At 72.0% G+C, this 19,095-nt stretch carries 15 protein-coding genes and 2 pseudogenes; 4 read left to right on the top strand and 13 right to left on the bottom strand.

Translation table 11 applies throughout. The features are described 5' to 3' along the window. Positions 1-62: 62 nt before the first annotated feature. From ACWC21_RS02050 to ACWC21_RS02035, 4 genes are all read right to left on the bottom strand, one after another. Positions 63-1,937, bottom strand: coding sequence for a M1 family aminopeptidase (locus ACWC21_RS02050; protein WP_450877140.1), 1,875 nt, complete (start codon positions 1,935-1,937; stop codon positions 63-65). Between the two features lie 246 nt (positions 1,938-2,183). Continuing rightward, a complete protein-coding gene (locus tag ACWC21_RS02045; RefSeq protein WP_450877138.1) occupies positions 2,184-3,878 on the bottom strand; it encodes a purine-cytosine permease family protein in 1,695 nt (564 codons plus the stop codon). 107 nt (positions 3,879-3,985) lie between these two features. Beyond that, complete coding sequence (locus tag ACWC21_RS02040) at positions 3,986-4,171, bottom strand: hypothetical protein (RefSeq protein ID WP_450877136.1); 186 nt, start codon at positions 4,169-4,171, stop codon at positions 3,986-3,988. 72 nt (positions 4,172-4,243) lie between these two features. Beyond that, a complete protein-coding gene (locus ACWC21_RS02035; RefSeq protein ID WP_450877134.1) occupies positions 4,244-5,206 on the bottom strand; it encodes a helix-turn-helix transcriptional regulator in 963 nt (320 codons plus the stop codon). A 151-nt stretch (positions 5,207-5,357) separates the two neighbouring features. Between ACWC21_RS02035 and ACWC21_RS02030 the strand changes: the two genes are divergently transcribed. Beyond that, on the top strand, positions 5,358-5,717 hold the full coding sequence (locus ACWC21_RS02030; RefSeq protein ID WP_450877132.1) for an ANTAR domain-containing protein: 360 nt from the start codon (positions 5,358-5,360) through the stop codon (positions 5,715-5,717). 193 nt (positions 5,718-5,910) lie between these two features. On the opposite strand, the gene ACWC21_RS02025 is transcribed toward ACWC21_RS02030, so the two are convergent. From ACWC21_RS02025 to ACWC21_RS02010, 4 genes and pseudogenes are all read right to left on the bottom strand, one after another. After that, positions 5,911-6,333 carry a DUF6003 family protein gene (locus ACWC21_RS02025; RefSeq protein ID WP_450877130.1) on the bottom strand — a complete coding sequence of 141 codons (423 nt, stop codon included), beginning with the start codon at positions 6,331-6,333 and terminating at the stop codon, positions 5,911-5,913. Positions 6,334-6,366: 33 nt separating this feature from the next. Further along, positions 6,367-7,612: pseudogene (locus ACWC21_RS02020) on the bottom strand (glycosyltransferase). Further along, a complete protein-coding gene (locus ACWC21_RS02015) occupies positions 7,609-8,409 on the bottom strand; it encodes a MerR family transcriptional regulator (RefSeq protein ID WP_450877128.1) in 801 nt (266 codons plus the stop codon). The pseudogene ACWC21_RS02020 and the gene ACWC21_RS02015 overlap by 4 nt, the downstream one beginning before the upstream one ends. A gap of 60 nt (positions 8,410-8,469) precedes the next feature. Continuing rightward, entirely contained in the window at positions 8,470-9,192 is a 723-nt protein-coding gene (locus tag ACWC21_RS02010; RefSeq protein WP_450877126.1) for an FAD binding domain-containing protein, read from the bottom strand. A gap of 168 nt (positions 9,193-9,360) precedes the next feature. Between ACWC21_RS02010 and ACWC21_RS02005 the strand changes: the two genes are divergently transcribed. Beyond that, positions 9,361-10,218: a DMT family transporter gene (locus ACWC21_RS02005; RefSeq protein ID WP_450877124.1), complete on the top strand. Its 858-nt coding sequence runs from the start codon at positions 9,361-9,363 to the stop codon at positions 10,216-10,218. A 110-nt stretch (positions 10,219-10,328) separates the two neighbouring features. Here ACWC21_RS02005 and katG read toward each other — a convergent pair whose 3' ends face one another. The 4 genes from katG to ACWC21_RS01985 form a co-directional block, all read right to left on the bottom strand. Beyond that, on the bottom strand, positions 10,329-12,548 hold the full coding sequence (gene katG, locus ACWC21_RS02000) for a catalase/peroxidase HPI (RefSeq protein WP_450877122.1): 2,220 nt from the start codon (positions 12,546-12,548) through the stop codon (positions 10,329-10,331). A gap of 54 nt (positions 12,549-12,602) precedes the next feature. Then, positions 12,603-13,040, bottom strand: a complete 438-nt coding sequence (locus tag ACWC21_RS01995) for a Fur family transcriptional regulator (RefSeq protein ID WP_450877120.1) — start codon at positions 13,038-13,040, stop codon at positions 12,603-12,605. Between the two features lie 114 nt (positions 13,041-13,154). Continuing rightward, positions 13,155-14,795 carry a N,N-dimethylformamidase beta subunit family domain-containing protein gene (locus tag ACWC21_RS01990; protein WP_450877118.1) on the bottom strand — a complete coding sequence of 547 codons (1,641 nt, stop codon included), beginning with the start codon at positions 14,793-14,795 and terminating at the stop codon, positions 13,155-13,157. Further along, positions 14,792-15,145: a DUF1330 domain-containing protein gene (locus ACWC21_RS01985; RefSeq protein WP_450877116.1), complete on the bottom strand. Its 354-nt coding sequence runs from the start codon at positions 15,143-15,145 to the stop codon at positions 14,792-14,794. Before ACWC21_RS01985 ends, ACWC21_RS01990 begins: the two co-directional genes overlap by 4 nt. Positions 15,146-15,287: 142 nt before the next feature. Here ACWC21_RS01985 and ACWC21_RS01980 point away from each other — a divergent pair. After that, positions 15,288-15,601, top strand: a pseudogene (locus ACWC21_RS01980) (hypothetical protein); the annotation flags it as partial. Between the two features lie 219 nt (positions 15,602-15,820). Beyond that, complete coding sequence (locus ACWC21_RS01975) at positions 15,821-16,819, top strand: AraC-like ligand-binding domain-containing protein (RefSeq protein ID WP_450877114.1); 999 nt, start codon at positions 15,821-15,823, stop codon at positions 16,817-16,819. On the opposite strand, the gene ACWC21_RS01970 is transcribed toward ACWC21_RS01975, so the two are convergent. Beyond that, positions 16,707-19,073 (bottom strand): helix-turn-helix domain-containing protein, encoded by a 2,367-nt coding sequence (locus ACWC21_RS01970; RefSeq protein ID WP_450877112.1) that lies wholly within the window; start codon positions 19,071-19,073, stop codon positions 16,707-16,709. The two genes, ACWC21_RS01975 and ACWC21_RS01970, sit on opposite strands and share 113 nt — an antisense overlap. Positions 19,074-19,095 lie beyond the last annotated feature (22 nt).

Raw genomic sequence — 19,095 nt, 5'->3', positions numbered from 1 at the left:
GACCGCCCCCTCGCACCTCGGGTGGCGCCGGCCGGCGCCACCCGAGGCGGCCGGTGCGCCGGTCAGCCGTCGATGCGGTGTGTGGTCCAGAACGAGGTCAGGTCCGTGGTCGTGGCGGCCTGGGCCGCGGCCTTGAACTCGGCGGTGGTCGAGACGCCGTACCAGTGCGAAGTGGCGTAGTCCTTCAGCAGTTTCGCCATGGCGGTGTCGCCGAGGACGCGCCGCAGATCGTGCAGGGCGCATTTGCCGTAGCCGTAGACGACCGTCGAGTACCGGGAGGAGTGGGCGTCCCAGTACGCCATCGAGTTGGTGATCTTCTCCGCCGACGAGGCCCAGGAGACGCTGCTCCAGCAGTTGCCGCCGGTCTTGCCCTGCGCCAGGTCGGTGGCGTAGTCGGTGAACGCCTCGTCCAGCCAGGGGCTGTTGTACTCGTCGTCGCCGACGATGCCGTAGAACCACTGGTGACCGATCTCGTGGGTGAGCGCGGTCGTGCTGACGAGGTCGAGGACGAAGCCCGGGTACTCCATGCCGCCGAACCAGTAGTTGTTGTCGATGACCGCGTCCAACTCGCCGTACGGGTAGGCGCCGAACCGCGCGGCGTGGGCGTCCACGGCCGACTTGGCGGTGCTGAGCATCGACTGCGCGGAGGAGGAGCTGATGCCCGACACGGAGTAGACGTTCACCGTCGTACCGGCGGCGGAGGTGCCGGAGATCTTGGTGAAGGGACCCGCGGCCCAGGCGAAGTCACGGACCTTGGCGGCCGTGGCGGTGGTGACGGTGCGTCCGCCGGTGCCGGGTGTGTCGACCGAGGTGCCGGTGGCCGGGACCAGCAGGGTGCTCGGGTGGTCGAGGGTCACACGGAAGTCGGCGGCCAGCGAGTAGAACGACTCGCCGTTGTTCGTGTACGGGTCCAGGTGCCAGCCCGCGCCGTCCTTGACCGCGAGGACGGGCAGGGCGTTGCCGATGAAACTGAAGGAACCGTCGTGACCGAAGCGGTCGGCGCCGCTGGGTACGGTGATGCCCAGGTCGAAGCCGATGGTGGCCGACTGGCCCTGGGCGAGCGGCGCCGGAAGGGCGATCCGCAGGGCGGTGCAGCCGACGGAGAGCGAGCCGGCGGTGCCCCCGGTGACGTTGCTGACCGTGATCGGCATCGCCGAGCAGGTGCCGTGGTAGTTGTCCCACAGCCTGAGGTACACCTCGCTGAGCGCGGTGGCGGAGGCGTTGGTGAAGGTCGCGCTCTCGTGACCGGTCCAGACGGTACCGCTGGTGTCGCTGCTCAGACTGACGGTGTACGAGGGCGCGGCCGGGGTGCGGGTGGAGTCCGCGGGCGGGGCGGTGTCGCCGGAGGTGTCGAGGGCGACGTCGTCCACGACGAAGCTGGTCTGCAGGCTGGAGTCCTCGGTGCCGGTGAAGGCGAGGTTCACGGTCTGGCCCGCGAACGCCGACACGTCGAAGGACTTCTGGACGTATCCGGTGTTCCTGTCGAGGTTCGAGTAGGTCGCCAGCGTGGTGCTGCCGATCTTCGCCGTCAGCTTGTCGTACGCGGTGGACGAGGTGGTCTCGGCGGTGTCGACGTGCAGCCAGAAGGTGAGGGTGGCGTTGTCGCACCCGCTCGGGATCGTGACGCTCTGCGTGAGCGTGTCGGTGTGGGTGCTGCCGACACCGTCCAGCCAGGCGAAGGAGGTTCCGCCGTGGGCGGTCTGGCCGGTGCGGCTGCTGATGACGCTCGTCGACGACTGGCTCCACGGCGAAGTGCCGCCCTCGAAGCCGCCGTTGGCGACCACCTGCGCCGGACTGCAGGCGGCGGCGCGCTCCGCGGTGGGCGGTGCGGCCGCCGCCGGGGTGCCCGGCAGCGAGACCGCGGCCAGCGCGGCGACGGCGAACACGCCCGCCGCGAGGGTCCGGTGGGCGGTGGGTCTGTGGGGGGTCTGTCTCACGCGTGACTCCTTTGCGCGGCCGGGATCGACGGCCTGCTCGGCGGCCTTCCGGTCGGCTGGGGTGCGCCGGGTCGGCCGTGGGGTGCGTGTATCGCTCGAAGCCTGACAGATTTGACCGGGGCATGCCAGATCGCGGTGGTGGCGGCGGTGGTGGCGGTGGCTGTGGTGGTGGCGCCTCCGGTACCCGGCCGGCCCGCGCCGAGGAGCACGGGCCGGCCGGGGACCGGGGGCGGGGTGCGGCGGTGGTCAGTCCGCGGCGCGCACGGCGGGCGGCGCCAGGTCCACCGGCCCCGTGGCGCCGCCGCTCTTGCAGGAGTCGTGGCAGTCCTTCTCCAGGCTGCAGCACAGCGAGCAGACGGCACCCCGGTGGAAGGGGCAGCCCGCCATGTCGGGACGTTCGAAGCCGGTCGCGCACACCGAGCAGACCAGGACGGCCGCCGAGGGCAGCCCGTCGGCGCCGAGCAGCGGTTCGGCCAGGTCGTCGGTGCGGGCGATGTAGTACCTGCCCTTGGTGAGCACCGCGAAGAGGGGCGAGAGCACCATGGCCAGGAACAGTGCGATGAAGGGGGAGTACGCCTTGCCGTAGTCGCCGAAGGCCTCGAAGTACGCGGCGATGGAGACGGCCGAGGCGATCAGCATCGAGCCGAAGCCGACGGGGTTGAAGTGGTACAGATGGGCCCGCTTGAACTCGATGTACGAGGGGCTGAGCTTCAGCGGCTTGTTGACGACCAGGTCGGCGACGACCGCGCCGATCCAGGCGATGGCCACGTTGGAGTAGAAGCCGAGCACCGTGTTGAGGAAGCCGAAGACGCCGCCCTCCATCAGGGCCAGGGCGATGCCCACGTTCAGGAAGATGTAGACCACCCGCCCCGGGTGACGGTGGGTCAGCCGGGAGAAGAAGTTGGACCAGGACAGCGAGCCGGAGTACGCGTTCGTCGAGTTGATCTTCACCTGGGACAGGATGACGAAGAACGTCGCCAGGCCCAGGGCGACGGGCGCCGCGAAGGTCCTGAACCCGTGCACGTACTGCTGGATGGGCTCGTTGGCCTTGCCCAGGCCCACGGTGCCGGCGATGTAGAACGCCAGGAACGCCCCGCCGATCTGCTTGGCCGCGCCGAGCACCACCCAGCCGGGGCCGGCGGAGAGTACCGCGCCCCACCAGCCACGGGAGTTCTCGGGGGTCTTGTCCGGCATGAAGCGCAGGTAGTCGACCTGCTCACCGATCTGCGCGATCAGCGACAGCGCCACACCCGCGCCCGCTCCGACACCGAGCACGCTGATGCTCGAACCGGTGGGCGAGTTGCCCGCGAAGTGGGTGAACTGCGAGAACCTTCCCGGCTCCTGGATCGCGATGGACACGAAAGGGGCGACCATCAGCACCAGCCACACCGGCTGGGTCCACACCTGCATCTTCGACAGTGCGGTCATGCCGTGGATCACCAGCGGCAGGATGACCAGCGAGCACAGGAGATACCCGACGGGGAGCGGTATGTGCAGGCCCAACTCCAGCGCCTGCGCCATGATCGAGCCCTCGAGGGCGAAGAAGATGAAGGTGAAGCTCGCGTAGATCACCGACGTGAGCGTGGACCCCAGGTAGCCGAAGCCCGCGCCCCGGGTCAGCAGGTCCATGTCGATGGAGTACTTCGCCGAGTAGTAGGAGATCGGTATGCCGGTCAGGAAGATGACGACCGCCGCGGCGACGATCGCCACCATCGCGCTGGAGAAGCCGTTCGAGATCGCGATGGAACCGCCGATGGCGAAGTCCGCGAGGTAGGCGATGCCGCCCAGGGCCGTGGTGGCCACCACGTAGGGGGTCCATCGCCGGAAGGACTTCGGCGCGTAGCGCAGCGAGTAGTCCTCCAGAGCGTCGTTCTGCGTCCAGCCGTTGTAGGTCCGGCCGCCGGTCGTGGCAGGTGTCTCTTCGTCGACGATGTCCGTCACGGTTCTTCCCTCTTCCGCGGGGAGCAGTTCGAGGGAAGGCTCCCGTCACGGTGTTTCGCCGCCGTTTCCCGGCCTTTGCGAGGATGTCGAAGCCGAAGAGCGATCGATCAGGGCAGCGCCCGGTACACCCAGGCGGCGGTCAGACCGTAGGCGAGGTGCGGCGCCACGTCGGACAGCCACGACGTGAGACTCCACGAGGTGGGGTCGATCGTCCCGAGCGCCGTGGCCGGAACGTCGCTGCAGGCCATGGCCGCGGCGCCGAGCAGTGGCCCGGCCGCCACGGCGGGAAGCACGCCGTGGTCGTCGGTCAGGGTTCCGGGTTCTCCCGCCGCGGGGTTGCAACAGCGGCGGCGACCGGCGACCGGTCAGGAACCGAGCAGGGTCTCCTGCGGTGAGCGGCCGTAGGCGTCACGGTGCAGCGCGGCGAAGCGGCCGGGGTGGAAGAAACCCCAGCGGGCCGCGATCTCCGTGACCGTGGTTCCCGCCTGGGGGTCGGCGGCCACCAGGTCGTCATGGGCGTGCGAGAGGCGTACGCGGCGCAGGTGCGCGAGGGGCGTGGTGTCCAGGTGGCGGCGGAAGGCGTACTGCAGCGCACGCACGGTGACATGTGACGCGGCCGCGATGTCGGCGACCGTGAGGGGCTGGTCGGCGTGGTCGTCGATATGGGCGAGAGCGCGGCGCAGCACCGCCGGGTGGGCGGCGTCCTTGCGGTCCGGTCCGGTGGGTTCGGTGAGCGCGGTGTTCGGAAAGGCGGCGAGAACGCTCGCGGCCAGGTGCTGGGCGGCGGTCGAGGCCACGAGGGGCTGGTCCGTGAGCTCGGGATCGGCCAGGACGTGATCGCGCACGTAGCCGATGGTGTCCCGCAGCCGCCGCGCCGCGGCTTCGGAGTGCGGCCGGTGCCCGGTCAGGCCGACCGGCCGCGAGCCGCGTCCTTCCGCCGCCCCGGCGACCTGGGTGAGCAGCGCCGGATCCAGCATGGTGATGTTGTAGCGGGCGGAGCAGATCCGCCCGGCGTAGGACAGTTCCGGCGGGGCGAAGGAGACCACGTCGCCGGGGCCGAAGGAGTCCTCGACCCCCTGGTACACATGGTCCTGGATCGTGCCCTCGTGGACCAGGCAGAGGCAGATCCGGCCCAGCGGTGTCACCGCGTAGCTCATGTCGAAGTCCAGGTCGAGCTCGTCGATGCTGAGGTAGTCCGTCGCACTGCGGGTGATCCGTGCCCTGCTGGTGTCCGGAGTGCTGCTGCCGATACGCATCCTGGCGTAGGCCCGGCTGAGGAACTCCTCGGTCCGTTCCAGGTCGTCGCTGTCGAATGTGAGCGTCTGCACGGACACCGCGGCTCCTTTGCTGTGACGAGGATCTTTTCGTTCTCCGGACCGTCCCCCCGATGCCGTTCGTTTCGCGGATCGCGGGGGCGGCCTTCGGCACCGAGGGTGGAGGAGGAAGAACCCTGCGCCGAGGGGAGGAAGACGGCCCGAGATGACTGATCAGCACGACGAACTGGCCGAGAAGGTTGCCGCCCTCCAGAAGGAGGTCGAGCAACTCCGCCAGGCGGTGGTCTCGCACGCGGTCGTCGACCAGGCGATCGGAGTCGTCGTGGCCATGAGCCGCCTCGGTCCCGAGCAGGGCTGGGAGGTGCTGCGGAACGTCTCCCAGCACACCAACACCAAGCTGCGGGACGTCGCGCGGCACGTGCTGCGGTCGGCCCACGAGGGCGGGCCGCCACAGGCCATCGACCACGCGCTGCGGGCCGTACTGGTCGACGCGCGCCGGGCCCGGGACGGCCGTCCGCCGCTGCGGCGGCAGGGCAGGAACACGGAGCGCTGCGGCACAGGGTGACGAGGAGCGGACCGGTCCGCGGCGGCGCACGACGAGCGGGGCCGTGTCCCGCACGGCCCCGCTCACCACCGGAACACCCCTCGCGTGGCCGGCCCGCGTCCTCAGAGCGCTCGCCCCACCACGCCCACCTCCGGGCGACGGGTCCCCCCGCCTCGCCGGGACAAACCGCCGGCCGCATGCCGACGCCCGGCACTCATCTCGCGGCGGCTGCCACGGCGGCGGGGTCCTCGCCCGTCAGCTCCACGACGCGGTTCAGCGGGACACCGGCTGCCAGGGCCCGCCCGAGCAGGGCGTCCCGGCCGTCGGTGCAGTCCCGGTAGGCCAGGAGTTCCTGCTCGACCCTGGCTATGTTCTCCGGTGCGGTGTGCTGCCGCAACCGGCTCAACTCCTCGTCCCCGAGCGGGACCGGCAGCCGCTCGGCGTCCTCCGGAACGGCTGCCGTGTCCTCGGGCGGCACCACCCGCAGCCTCGGGGTCGTCGCCGTCACTCCGTGCGCGTCGAGCCACGCGCGCACGGCGGGGGTCTCCATGCAGGCGAGCTCGCCGACGGCGGCGGGCGGGACACCGAGCGGTGCGGCCGTGTCGTCGAGTAGGAACAGATAGGCGTCGTCGGTCATCTCAGGGCTCTCCGAGAGCAGTTGACAGCGTGATCAATGCTTCCGGTACCCCGTACCGGCCGGATCATCGTCGGGACGTACCAGCCGCTGGACCGCCGCGACGACCCGGCCCGGCCCGTCCTCGGCCGCCATGTGCCGCGCCGCCGCCGCGGCGGCCTCCGCATGGGCCCGCTGTCCCACGGCCCGGCCGAGCGCGTCGGCGAGCCGTTCGGCCGTGAGGGAGCGGAAGGGTACGGGGCTCGGGGCGGCGCCGATCGCGGCGACCCGGCCGGCCCAGAAGGGTTGGTCCGCGGTCACCGGCACCGCGACGCCCGGCACCCCGGCCCGCAGCACGGCCGCGGAGGTTCCCGCCCCGGCGTGGTGGACCACCGCGGCCACCCGCGGGAAGAGCAGGGCGTGCGGCACGTCCCCCACGGTCAGGACGTCGTCCGCGTCGGCCGCGAGCCCGGCGCTGCCCGACTGGAGGATGCCCCGTAGCCCGGCCCGCCGCAGGGCCCTTACACAGATCTCGCTCAGCCGCTCGCCCTCTCCCGCCGCCATGCTCCCGAACCCGATCACCACCGGCCGGGTCCCGGACCGGAGGAAGTCCTCCAGCCGGGCGGGCAGCCGTCCGGGGGTGTCGTGGTGGGGCCACCAGTTGCCCACGGCCTCCAGGCGGGAACGCCAGTCGGCGGGACGTGGCACGAGTGCCGTGCTGAAGCCGTGCAGCACGGGCCAGTCCGCCCGGTCCTGCCGTCGGCGCATGGCGGCCGCGGACAGCGGGGGCAATTCCAGACGGCGGCGCAGGTCCACGACCGCACGCTCGTAGATCCGGTCGGCCATGCGGAGCGCGAAACGCCCGGCCAGCCGGTTGCCCGGTCGGCCCAGCGAACGGGATCCGGTGACCACGGGCGGGAAGTCACCGGTCGGTGCGGTGGGCTGCAGATAGACGCCCAGGCTCGCCCGTGGCCTCCGTGACATGCCAGCCGAGCGGAGCCGTGGTGGCCGACAGCAGCAGCAGATCCGTACCCCCGGCCACCGCTTCGGCGAACCCCTGGCCCAGTTCGGCGACGAACGCGCTCGCACTGCGCACCAGTTCGCGACCGTTCGTGACCGTGCCACGGGCACGCGGGTCGGCGGGCAGGGCCCGGAAGGCGAGTCCGGCGTCCCGTACCAGTGGTGCGAAGGCATCCGACGCGGCCACGGTCACGTCGTGTCCGGCACGGCGCAGAGCGGCGCCCAGGCCCGTGTACGGCGCGACGTCGCCGCGCGAACCGGCTGTGGGGATCAGGATTCTCAACTGTCTTCTCCGGAGTAGGCGCGGGTCCGCTCGTGGCGGGAGGCGTTGGCGTGGACCGCCGCGCGCAGATAGGCGGCCAGCCCGGGCCGCTGCCGGGACGGCGGTACGACGAGGGCGAAGGCACGCGGGTCGGCCACGAAGTCGTCCGCGATGCGCCGGTGCGTCTCCGGCGGACACGGGGTGAACCAGCGCGCCAGGTGCAGGCGGTGCTCCTCGGCGAGGTCCATCGCCCGCTGACCGTCACCGGGCTCCCCGTCGTCGAAGGCGGCGAGCAGCCGCGTGCGCCAGACGCCGGCCTCGGTCATGAGCCGTCGCCAGTCCTCCTTGCTGTGGGCGCCGGCCCGCGCCATCGCCTCCCGGTGCGTCCGCGACTCCCGCCACTTGAGCTCGGCCTCGGTGGCGTAGCTGAGGTCGAAGGTGATCTCACCGAAGACGTCGGAACGTTCCTGCGGGGTCAGCGCCACGCCGGTCTGCTGCACCTCGATGGCTCGCTCCGTCATCTCGGCCAGCCGCTGCAGCCTGGCGATCTCCTCGCGCAGCCGCCGCTGCCGGGCCCGCAGCCGCTCCACGGCGCTCGTCTGCGGATCCTCGAGGATCGCGGCGATCTCGTCGAGCGGGAAGCCCAGTTCGCGGTAGAAGAGGATCTGTCGAAGCCGGGCCAGGTCGGCGTCGCTGTAGCGTCGGTAGCCGGCGTGGCCGCGCTCGCTGGGGGACAGCAACCCGGCCCTGTCGTAGTGATGCAGCGTACGTACGGTCACCCCGGCGAAGGACGAGACCTGGCCGACGGAATACCCCATGCACCTTCCCTTTCGTCGGGCGTCAGCCTGCAGCCTGACGTAAGGGGAGGGTCAACCCGCTCAGCGGCCGGCCAGGCGGGCCAGGAGACCGGTGACCTCTTCGCGGACGACGTCCCGGGCGGCGGCGGGAAGTGCTCCGACGTCCGTGCGCCCCAGCTCGGCGAGGGTCTCCTCGGTGCCGTCGCCGCACCCGGTGCTCCCGCTCAGCACCTCGTGACCGTCACGGACGGCGACCCGGAGGCGGTGCTGCCCGCCGCCCTCGGCGTGCACGGCGGCGGCGACCACCAGGGGCGGCGCCCCGCCCGGGTCACCGGGCAGCTTGCGGTATCCGCTGACCAGCGGTTCACGCCAGTGCAGGCCCAGCAGCAGCGGGCGTTTGGCCAGGACCTCGGAGAGGTCCGTCTCGTAGCGGCCGTGCGGTTCGAGCACCGTGCACCGGGCGTCCAGCACCAGTGCCGGAGGCAGCAGGCAGCGCAACGTGCTGCCGACGAGATTGCCGCCGACCGTCGCCGTGCGGCGCACGGCTCCCGTCCCCACCGAGGCGGCCGCCCGGCGCAGCACCTCCGGCGTCGGGTCACCCACCCGGTTCAGGACGACGGCCGCGCCCAGCTCCTCACGCCCGACCACGTTGGCCTCGGGGAGGTCGCGCAGTGACAGGGCCTGCTCCGGGAAGCCGTCCCGCAGCCAGGTGGCCCACACGAGCGTCGCGCCACCGACCGGCACCGCCCCCTCGGCCAGGCACTCCTGCGTTTCGGTCACGGACCTGGGCAGACGCAACAGCACCGGGCCGACCTGCCTTCCTGCCCCAGTGGGCCGCGCAGTAGGACGTCCCGGCCGTCCGGCCGCCGTCCTCGCGCATTCTCCCCGGGTGCCCGGGGGCGCGTGCAGGGCTCACCAGTGCTCGCCGTGCGCCCTCGCCGACCGGCCGTACAGCCCGGGGCGAGGCAAGACGTGATCGTGCTCGCCGTGCTCTTCGCCGTCATGGGTGCCGCCGGCAACGCCATGGGTACGGCGTTCCAGCGCAAGGCGGCCGCCACGGTGTCCCGGGGCGGTGGTCTGCGTCTGCTGCTCTCGCTGGTGCGCCGCCCCGCCTGGGCGGTCGGGGTCGCCGGCCTGGCGGGCGCCGCGATGTTCCAGGCCGTGGCCCTGGTCAACGGTCCGATGGCCCTGGTCCAGCCGCTGTTCATCCTGGAACTGCCGTTCGCCCTGCTGCTCGCCGCACCGCTGCTGCACCGGCGGCTGCCCGGCGCTGGCTGGCGGGTGGTCGGGTCAGTGGTCGCGGGACTGGCGCTGGTCCTGTTCTCGGCCGATCCCTCCGGCACCCGCAACCAGGCGGCCATGGAGCGCTGGGTGCCGGTGCTCGCGCTGTGCCTGGGGGCGATGGCCGGGGCCGTCGCCCTCGCCGTCCCGTCGCGCTCCGCCCTGTTCCGGGCGGCCGCACTGGTCTCGGGCGCCGCGATCGGCAACGCGCCGACCACCGCCCTGATGAAGTCGGCCGCGGACCGGCTCGCGGACGCCGGTCTGCCCGCCTTTCTGACCACCTGGCAGACCTACGGGTTCGCGCTCGTCGGCGTCGGCGCGGTCCTGTTGCTGGAGAACGCCCTGCAGGCCGGTCCGCTGGTCGCCTCGCAGCCCGCGCTGACCGTCGGCGACGCGACGGTGAGTCTCTGCCTGGGAGTGGCGCTGTACGGCGAGGAGATCCGCACGGGCTGGTGGCTGCTGCCCGAGCTGTTCGGTGCCCTGCTCATCCTGTGGGGCGTCCTCGGGCTGACCCGCGTGGCGCCGGGGTTCGCCGCTCCCGCGCGATAGCGCGGGTGCCTACGCGTCGGCATCCAGGCCGGGCGGGCCGGCCTGGACGCCGACGCGGGACCACGCCCTGATCGGACGAGGTCGAACCGATCAGGGCGTGGTCGAACCGATCAGACGAGGTCGAACCGGTCGAGGTCCATGACCTTGGTCCACGCCGCGACGAAGTCGCGCACGAACTTCTCCTTCGCGTCGTCGCTCGCGTAGACCTCCGCGAGCGCCCGCAGTTCGGAGTTGGAGCCGAAGACCAGGTCGGCGCGGGTGCCGGTCCACTTGACCTGGCCCGAGGCGTCGCGGCCCTCGAAGGTGGTCTGGTCCTCCGAGGTGGACTTCCACGTCGTGCCCAGGTCGAGCAGGTTGACGAAGAAGTCGTTGGTCAGCCTGCCCGGAGTGTCGGTGAAGACGCCGTGCGACGAGCCGCCCTGGTTGGCGCCGAGGACGCGCAGGCCACCGACGAGGACAGTCATCTCGGGGGCGCTCAGGGTGAGCAGGTTGGCGCGGTCGAGCAGCAGGTACTCGGCCGGCAGACGGTTGCCCTTGCCGAGGTAGTTGCGGAAGCCGTCCGAGGTCGGCTCCAGCGCGGCGAAGGACTCCGCGTCGGTGTGCTCGTCGGTCGCGTCCACACGGCCCGGCGTGAAGGGGGCCTCCACGTCGACACCGGAGTCCTTGGCGGCCTTCTCGACCGCGGCGGTACCACCGAGGACGATCAGGTCGGACAGGGAGACCTTCTTGGCGGAACCGGCGTTGAAGTCGGCCTGGACGCCCTCGAGGACGCGCAGGACCTGGGCGAGCTCGTCCGGGTCGTTGACCTCCCAGCCGCGCTGCGGCTCCAGGCGGATGCGGGCGCCGTTGGCGCCGCCGCGCTTGTCGCTGCCGCGGAACGTCGAGGCCGACGCCCACGCGGTGGACACGAGCTGCGAGACCGTGAGGCCCGACTCGAGGAGCTTGGCCTTCAGGGCCGCGATGTCACCGGCGTCGATGACCTCGCCCGTGGCCTCCGGCAGCGGGTCCTGCCACAGCAGCGTCTCCGCCGGGACCTCCGGGCCGAGGTACAGCGACTTCGGGCCCAGGTCACGGTGGGTCAGCTTGTACCAGGCGCGGGCGAAGGCGTCCGCGAACTGGTCGGGGTTCTCGTGGAAGCGCTTCGAGATCTCACCGTAGATCGGGTCGAAGCGCAGCGAGAGGTCGGTGGTGAGCATCGTGGGCAGACGCTTCTTCGACGGGTCGTGGGCGTCGGGGATGATCGCCTCGGCGTCCTTGGCCACCCACTGGTTGGCGCCGGCGGGGCTCTGCGTGAGCTCCCACTCGTAGCCGAAGAGGATGTCGAAGAAGTCGTTGCTCCACTGGGTGGGCTTGGTGGTCCAGGTGACCTCGAGACCGGAGGTGATGGCGTCGCCGCCCTTGCCGGTGCCGTAAGTGGACTTCCAGCCCAGGCCCTGCTCCTCCATGGAGGCGGCCTCGGGGTCGTCGCCGACCGCGTCGGCCGGGCCGGCGCCGTGGGTCTTGCCGAAGGTGTGGCCACCGGCGATCAGAGCGACGGTCTCCTCGTCGTCCATCGCCATGCGACGGAACGTCTCGCGGATGTCGCGGGCCGCGGCCAGCGGGTCCGGGTTGCCGTTGGGGCCCTCCGGGTTGACGTAGATGAGGCCCATCTGGACTGCGCCGAGCGGGTTCTCCAGCTCACGGTCACCCGTGTAACGCTGGTCGTCGAGCCAGGTGGTCTCGGGACCCCAGTACACGTCCTCGTCGGCCTCCCAGACGTCGGCGCGGCCGCCGCCGAAGCCGAAGGTCTTGAAGCCCATCGTCTCCAGGGCCACGTTGCCCGTGAGGATCATGAGGTCGGCCCAGGAGATGGACTGGCCGTACTTCTTCTTGACGGGCCACAGCAGACGGCGGGCCTTGTCCAGGTTGCCGTTGTCCGGCCAGCTGTTCAGCGGCGCGAAGCGCTGCTGCCCGCGACCGCCACCGCCGCGGCCGTCACTGATGCGGTAGGTGCCGGCGCTGTGCCAGGCCATACGGACCATCAGCGGGCCGTAGTTGCCGAAGTCGGCGGGCCACCAGTCCTGCGAGTTGGTCAGTACCTCGGCGATGTCCCGTTTCACGGCTGCCAGGTCGAGGGCCTGGAACGCCTCGGCGTAGTCGAACTCCTCGCCGAGCGGATTCGCGACGACAGGGTCCTTGGCGAGGATCTTCAGGTTCAGTCGCTCCGGCCACCACTGACGGTTGCCGCCGCCCTGAGTCGGGTGCGGGGCGCGCCCGTGCGCGACCGGGCAGCCGCCGCTCGTCTCCTCCGGCTTCGAGTCGGTGACGATCGCGTCGTGGTTCTCAGTCATGGAAATCCTTCCGAACTGGGTGGATCGCGGTGCTCACTGGATGGATCACTGTGCTCAGGTACTGCGGGCGGTGGAACAGTCGGGGCACAGGCCCCAGTAGGTGACCTCGGCCTCGTCGATCGAGAAGCCGTGGTCGTGGGAAGCGGTCAGGCAGGGGGCGTCGCCGACCGCGCAGTCGACGTCGGCGACGGCGCCGCACGACCTGCACACGACGTGGTGGTGGTTGTCCCCGACGCGTCCCTCGAACCGGGCGGGGCTGCCCGCCGGTTCGATACGGCGTATGAGTCCTGCCGAGGTGAGCGCGTGGAGAGCCTCGTAGACGGCTTGCAGCGAAATGTGGCCTACGCGGTCACGGACCCCGGAGGCGATCGCCTCGACGCCGAGGTGGTCGCCGTGCCGGACGGTCTCGAGCAGCGCGACGCGGGCGGCCGTCACCCGTAGGCCGACACCGCGCAGCTCCTCGGCTGGGGTCGGAGTCTGGGATGCGGTCATGGCGGCCAACCTATCCCGTAAAACACGAGCTGTACAGTAAGGCGAACGATTCAAGTTTGTGGACCTTGATCGTCACACCCACCCGGGGATGCTCCGGACTCGCCGGGGCGCCGGTCAAGTGGCATACAGGTCATGTGCGTTGGGGTGCGGCAATGGCCGGTTCCGGGCGGCCGGGCCCTCGGCGAAGGCGCGCAGCAGGTTCTCCGTGGTGCGGGTCACGAAGGCACGGGTGCGGGCGTCCATGCCGTGGTCGCGGCCCAGTTCGCCGGTGCCGGCCATGAGGGCCTCCACCCAGCGCATGGTGCCGGAGGCGAACACGCCCGCACCGCCGGGGACGGTGTAGTACGCGGTGTCGCTGTGGCTGGGCCGGCCCGCGCAGACCAGCGGCGAATGAGCGGTGACCTCCAGCGTGCGCGGGGTGGGGGCGGAGGGCGTGACACGGTCGTACTCGACGCCCACCAGGTGCGGGAACGCGTCGCCGGGGCGTACACCGGTGCCCTCGTACAGCCAGTGCCCGGCCGAGTGGACGACATGGGGCGCGTCCACCGGATAACCCTCGTAGAACACGCCGGTCAGGGACGACTCGGGGTCCGGCGCGGGGCCGGCGCGGAAGTCGGTGGTCACCAGGTCCGGCCGGGAGGCGTAGCAGGGGTCCGCGCGGTAGGCGGACTTGTAGCACACCACGGTGCGGCCGTCCGGGGCCGGACCGGCCTCCAGGCGGATCCGCCGGAAGCAGGTGTTCGCGCCGAGGAACGCGATGTTGGAGCCGGCGTCACGGGCCCGTGTGACGTGGGCGCGCTGCTCGGGCGTCCAGTACTCGTCGTGTCCCAGGCAGACGACGGCCGCGGCGCCGTCCAGCACCGCGGGGTCGTCGTGGACGTCGACGCCGGTGCTGTAGGCGAGCGGTATCCGCAGCCGTTCCGCCAGCACCACCGCGGGCCATTCGTACACCCGGAACTTCTCGGCGCCGTCGGCGTCGTAGGGGCGGTCGAAGCCGACCGCGAGGGACCGCGTGGCGTAGGCCCCCGACGGGCCGGCGTACAGACTGGCGCCGCCCCACCGGTTGTAGGCCTGCCAGGTGGCCGGGGCGTGCAGCAGCACCGTGCGTCCCGCTCCCCGGACCGAGCGCACGATCAGGGGCACGCAGCGCTGATGGCCGGTTTCCGCGTCCAGCCGCAGCAGGTAGGCGCCCTCCGGCCAGCCCGCGGTGTCCAGGGTCAGGGTGCGACGCCAGCCCGCGCGGACGGTGCGGGTCCCGGATTCGAGCCGCGGGGCGCGCTGGACGCGGCCGGGCACTTGGGGGGAGGTCCACACCCGCCGGGCCATGGCGCCGTCGTACCAGCCCGTGCGGAACGCCGACACCCGGAACGAGGGCGCCGTCGTCGACACGAACAGCCCCAGTTCCTCGCCGGGCATCACGCTCACCCGGTCGGCGTAGCCGGTGATCGCCTCCGGCGGTCCCTGGGACGTGATCCGCCAGTCGGGGGATCCCGGGGCGTCACGCTCGGCTTCCGGCCGGTGGCCGCCGTCGCGGGTGCGGGCCGGGTGGCCGGCCCGCGCGTGGTCGCAGGCCGCCGCGCCCAGGCCCGCGCCCGCGCACAGGCACAGGAACCGGCGCCGTGACACCTCGGAGCCGCCGTGGTGCGCGGGGTGCTGTGGTGGAGCCACACTGCCTCCTCGCCCCCCCGCCTCCTCACCCCCTCCGGGTCCGGTCCCAGCGTCCGGGTACGCCCGCGGCCTCGCAACCCGCGTCATCCCAGGCCGGGCTCCATGGCCTCCCGCATGGCCTTCGCGGTCGTGGCGGCGTCGTAGCCCTCGGGCACGCCCTCGACCAGGATGATGTCGCCCTCGATGTGCCGGGAGCGCAGCGGAGCGATCTCCTGGTAGGCGGGTGAGTCCCACCAGGCCCGGGCCTCGGCGATGCCGGGGAAGCCGATCACCACGACGAACCCGGGCCAGCTGCCCTCCTTCACCTCGTGCTGGGCGGCGTGCACGAGGAAGCGGCCGCCGTACGGCTCGAAGGTCGCGCTGATGCGCTCGATGTACTCGGGGATCTCCGGGTGCGGGGTGGCGTCGCGGAGATGGGCGATGGCGTAGGCGGTCATGGTGTCCCTCCGTCCGGTCGTGCTCCGTACGCCGGTGATCGTGGCACGCGGGCACGGCGGGGTCGATGACCTGACAGGTAAGCGGCGGCGCCGGCGCGCCCTCCCGTATGCGTGACGCGGATCACGGTCGTGGAGTGCACTGTACGGCGCCGGCCTGCTGGTCTCGGTCCTCGCCTCGTTCGTCGCCGCTCTCGGCATCCACGCCGTGGCAGCCCGGTTCGGCGGCAGAAGGGCCGGGCTGGCCGCGGCCGGGCTGTGGGTCGTGTGGCCCGGCTCGGGCCTGGAGCGGGCGGGCTGCTCGGAATCCCTGTACGTGGCACTCGCCGTCTGGTCCTGCCATGCCGTCATGACCCGCCGTTGGCTCGCCGCGGGATCCTCACCTTCCTGGCCGGCCTCAACCGCCCCACGGCGGCCGCGCTCGTCGCGGGCCTCGGCGTCGCCGCGCTGCTCTCCCTGGCCTTCCCACTGTTCCTCCCGCCCGCGATGGCGCTGCGCCGTCTGCCTCCACTCCTGCTGAGCGCGGTGCTCGGCATCGCCGCGGTGGCCTCGGGTTCGTACGCGGGGTACCTGCTCTTCGAAGCGGGGGTGCCGTAACAGTCGCCCGACGCCCGCCAGTTGCGATTCTTCCTCCGATACTTCCTGGACCGTCGGGCGCCGCGGTGATGACATGGGGACGTGTCCAAGACGCTGTCCACGGCGCCGCTGGCATCCTCCGAACGCGAGGAATGCTGGCACGACGTCGTGTCCCGCACCTTCATACCGCTCGACGTCGCCCTCCTCGAGAAGGAGCCGTCGCCCGGCACGATCGTCACCGAGCGGGTCGGCCCCCTGCAGATCGCCCATGTGCGGGCCGGTCCACAGGCGGTGACGCGGAGCAGGCGTCTCATCGCCCGCGACGGCCGCGAGTACCTCACCCTCAGCATTCAGCGGCGGGGGACCGCTACGAAGGAGCAGGACGGGCGGGAATCCCTCCTGCAGCCGGGCGACTTCTCCCTCTCCGACTCGTCCCGCCCGTTCCGGAAGCGACTCGAAGGCGGGTTCTCCTTCGTCTCGTTCCATTTCCCGCGCCAGGAACTCCATGTCGGCGACGAGGATCTGCGCCGTTTCACGGCGACCGCCTTCAACGGTGGAACGGGAACCGCCGCACTGGTCTCGGCCTACTTCACGACCATGGCGCGCGAAGCGGCGACCTTCGACGACGCCGCCCGCCGTCGGGTCGCCGCCACGGCGCTGGACCTGCTGACCCTGATGGTCGACGAGTACCGCGGCCGCGCCGCTTCCCCGGCCGCGGAACCCCCCGCGGCCGCACTCGTGCGGGTGAAGGACCACATCATGCGCAACCTGGCCGACCCCGGCCTGTCACCCGCAACGATCGCCGCGGCGCACTTCATGTCCGTGCGCCGGCTGCACAAGCTGTTCGAAGAGGACGGGGCCACCGTGGCCGGCTGGATCCGGACGCAGCGTCTGGAACGCTGCCGCCGCGACCTGCTGAGGCCGACGGCCCACGAGATCGGGGTGGCGGGCATCGCCCGGCGCTGGGGTTTCGTCAGCGCCAGCCACTTCAGCCGGGCCTTTCGCGCGGCGTACGGGATGAGCCCTCGCGAGTGGCAAGCGTCTCCAGGCCCGCGCGGGCCTCTTCCAGCAACGTGTCCGGAACGCCGCGCTCCATCGTGAGCACGGCGCGGTACTCGGCGGCGGCCTCGGCACTTTCGCCGAGGTGGTCGAGCGCGCGGGCCAGGTTGAGGCGAACCCTGCCCGCCTGCCGGTGACGGCCGAGGGGGTCGAACTTCCCGTGGATGGACCGCAGCAGCTCGACGGCCTCCCGCCATCGCCCTTGGTCGAGATGCACGAACGACACGTGGTACCGGGCGATCAGGTCGGTGAGGTGCCTGATGTTGGGCGGAACGCGGTCGCGGTTGCGGGGATCGACGAGAGCGTCCTGGACCTTGTGGTAGGCCGCGACGGCCTCCTGCGCGCGTCCGGCCTTCTGCAGCAGCAGGATGGTCAGATTGCAGGTCTGCAGGTATCCGTTGACGTTGCCGGCCCGGTCGAAGAGCTCCTGTGCACGGTGACAGTTGCGGGTGGCGGACGACAGGTCGCCGACCGCGTTCTGCAGCCAGGCCAGGTAGGTGTGCGCCTCCGCCTGCTGGCCGACGTCCGAGCAGTCCGTGGCGAGTTCGAGCGCGCGGGTGGCCTGTGCGACCGCTTCCGGATGGCGGTGTTCGCAGGCCCAGTAGGCCCACGCGAGATAGTTGCGGTGGGTGGCCTCCAGCACGGCGTCGCCCAGGGATGCCCCGGCCTCGGCGGCGCGGCCGTAGATCTCGGTCCACTGCCCCCAGGACACCCAGTGCTCCGACAGCCAGTGCATGGCCTCGGCGACCTCGGTGACCTTGAGGTGCTCGCCGGCGTCGGCGGCCTCCCGGAACGCCGCGAGCCAGTTGTCGCTCTCCGTCTTGATCCAGCGCAGCGCCACGTCACGGTCGTCGAGGGCGACCAGGCGGTCGGGGTCCGGCGGCGGAGCGCCGTAGCCGGGCTCGTACCAGCGGCCGGCGAGGACGGCGGTGTCCAGCAGCCAGGAACGCAGGCGGGAACGGGCCGCCGCGGTCTGGTCCGGGCCGTCCTCGGCGCGGTGGCGGGCCGCGGCGTACAGTCGCAGCAGATCGTGGAAGCGGTAACGGTCGCCGCGGGAGGTCAGCAGGAGCCCCGCCTCCAGCAGCTCCTCCAGGAGATCCTCGGTGGCGAACAGCGGTGCGGCCGTGAGCGCGGACGCCAGCGGCACGCCGAAATCCCCTCCCGGAACCAGCGACAGCAGCCGGAACATCCGTGCGGCCGAGGGCGCGAGGCGGGAGTAGGAGAGCGCGAACGCGGAGTTGACCCGCAGGTCACCGGCGCTGAGCGCGTCCAGCCGGCGGTCCTCGTCGGCCAGCCGGTCGGCGAGCCGCTGCAGGTTCCAGTTCGTGCGGGTGGCCGCCCAGTTGGCGGCCACCCGGAGCGCCAGGGGGAGATGCCCGCACAGCTCGGTGACGGAGTGCGCGGCGGCCGGCTCGGCGTCCACGCGGCCGGCGCCCACCACCGCGCGCAGCAGGGCGGCGGACTCCTCGGGACTCAGGGCCCCGAGCTCCAGTCGCCGCACCCCCTCCAGGCCGGTGAGCGTGCGGCGACTGGTCACCACGACGAGCAGCCGTCCCTCGCGCGGCAGCAGGGGCCTGATCTGGGCCTCGTTGCCGGCGTTGTCCAGAACCAGTACGGCGCGCAGGCCGGCCGTGATGGCGTAGTAACGCGCCAGCCTCTGCTCGGCGCCGAGCTGCGCCAGCTCGCCGTCGCCCACACCCCACGCGCCCAGGAGACGCAGCACGGCCTGTTCCGGCGTGAGCGGCTCGGCGTCGAGGCCCCGCATGTCCAGCAGGAACGTTCCGTCCGGGAAGGACGGCGCCGACTCCTTGGCCAGCCGGACCGCCAGCGTGGTCTTGCCGCTGCCCGGCGGGCCGAACACCACCGCCACCGGCACCGCCGCCGGATCCCCTACCCGCTGTGCCGGGCCGGCGTCACCGGCGGCCCGCTCCGCGAGGGCGCGCAGGACGGACAGTTCCGTGTGCCTGCCGACGAAGTCCGGGACACCTCTCGGCAGCGTGTACGGCGACGCCTTGACGGCGGGGTCGGGCTTCGGGGCGGGACGGGCGGCGCGGACGGCGGTGAGCAGCTCGGCACGGGCCGCCTCGTCCAGCCGCAGGCCCTGAGCGAGCGCGGTGACGGTTCCGGGATGCGGCCGCAGGCTCCTGCCCCGCTCCATGTCCCCGATGGCCCGTCCGGAGATGCCCGACGCCTCGGCCAGTTCCTCGATCGTCAGCCGGCGGCTGTGCCGCAGCTCCCGCAACAACCGTCCGAACGGCGTTCCGCGGCCGGCCCGTCCCCCTTGCTCCCCACTCACGGCGCTCAGTGTATGCGTGCGG

It is taken from the genome of Streptomyces sp. NPDC001348 (assembly GCF_053597535.1).
Note: the sequence above shows the minus strand (reverse complement) of the source record. Positions and strands in the feature narration are given on the sequence as shown.

Bases quoted from the DNA above. Each gene is read 5' to 3' on its own strand.
- ACWC21_RS02030 (WP_450877132.1), top strand. From the start codon at position 5,358: ATGACTGATCAGCACGACGAACTGGCCGAGAAGGTTGCCGCCCTCCAG.
- ACWC21_RS02025 (WP_450877130.1), bottom strand. From the start codon at position 6,333: ATGACCGACGACGCCTATCTGTTCCTACTCGACGACACGGCCGCACCG.
- ACWC21_RS02015 (WP_450877128.1), bottom strand. From the start codon at position 8,409: ATGGGGTATTCCGTCGGCCAGGTCTCGTCCTTCGCCGGGGTGACCGTA.
- katG (WP_450877122.1), bottom strand. From the start codon at position 12,548: ATGACTGAGAACCACGACGCGATCGTCACCGACTCGAAGCCGGAGGAG.
- ACWC21_RS01995 (WP_450877120.1), bottom strand. From the start codon at position 13,040: ATGACCGCATCCCAGACTCCGACCCCAGCCGAGGAGCTGCGCGGTGTC.
- ACWC21_RS01990 (WP_450877118.1), bottom strand. From the start codon at position 14,795: ATGACGCGGGTTGCGAGGCCGCGGGCGTACCCGGACGCTGGGACCGGA.
- ACWC21_RS01985 (WP_450877116.1), bottom strand. From the start codon at position 15,145: ATGACCGCCTACGCCATCGCCCATCTCCGCGACGCCACCCCGCACCCG.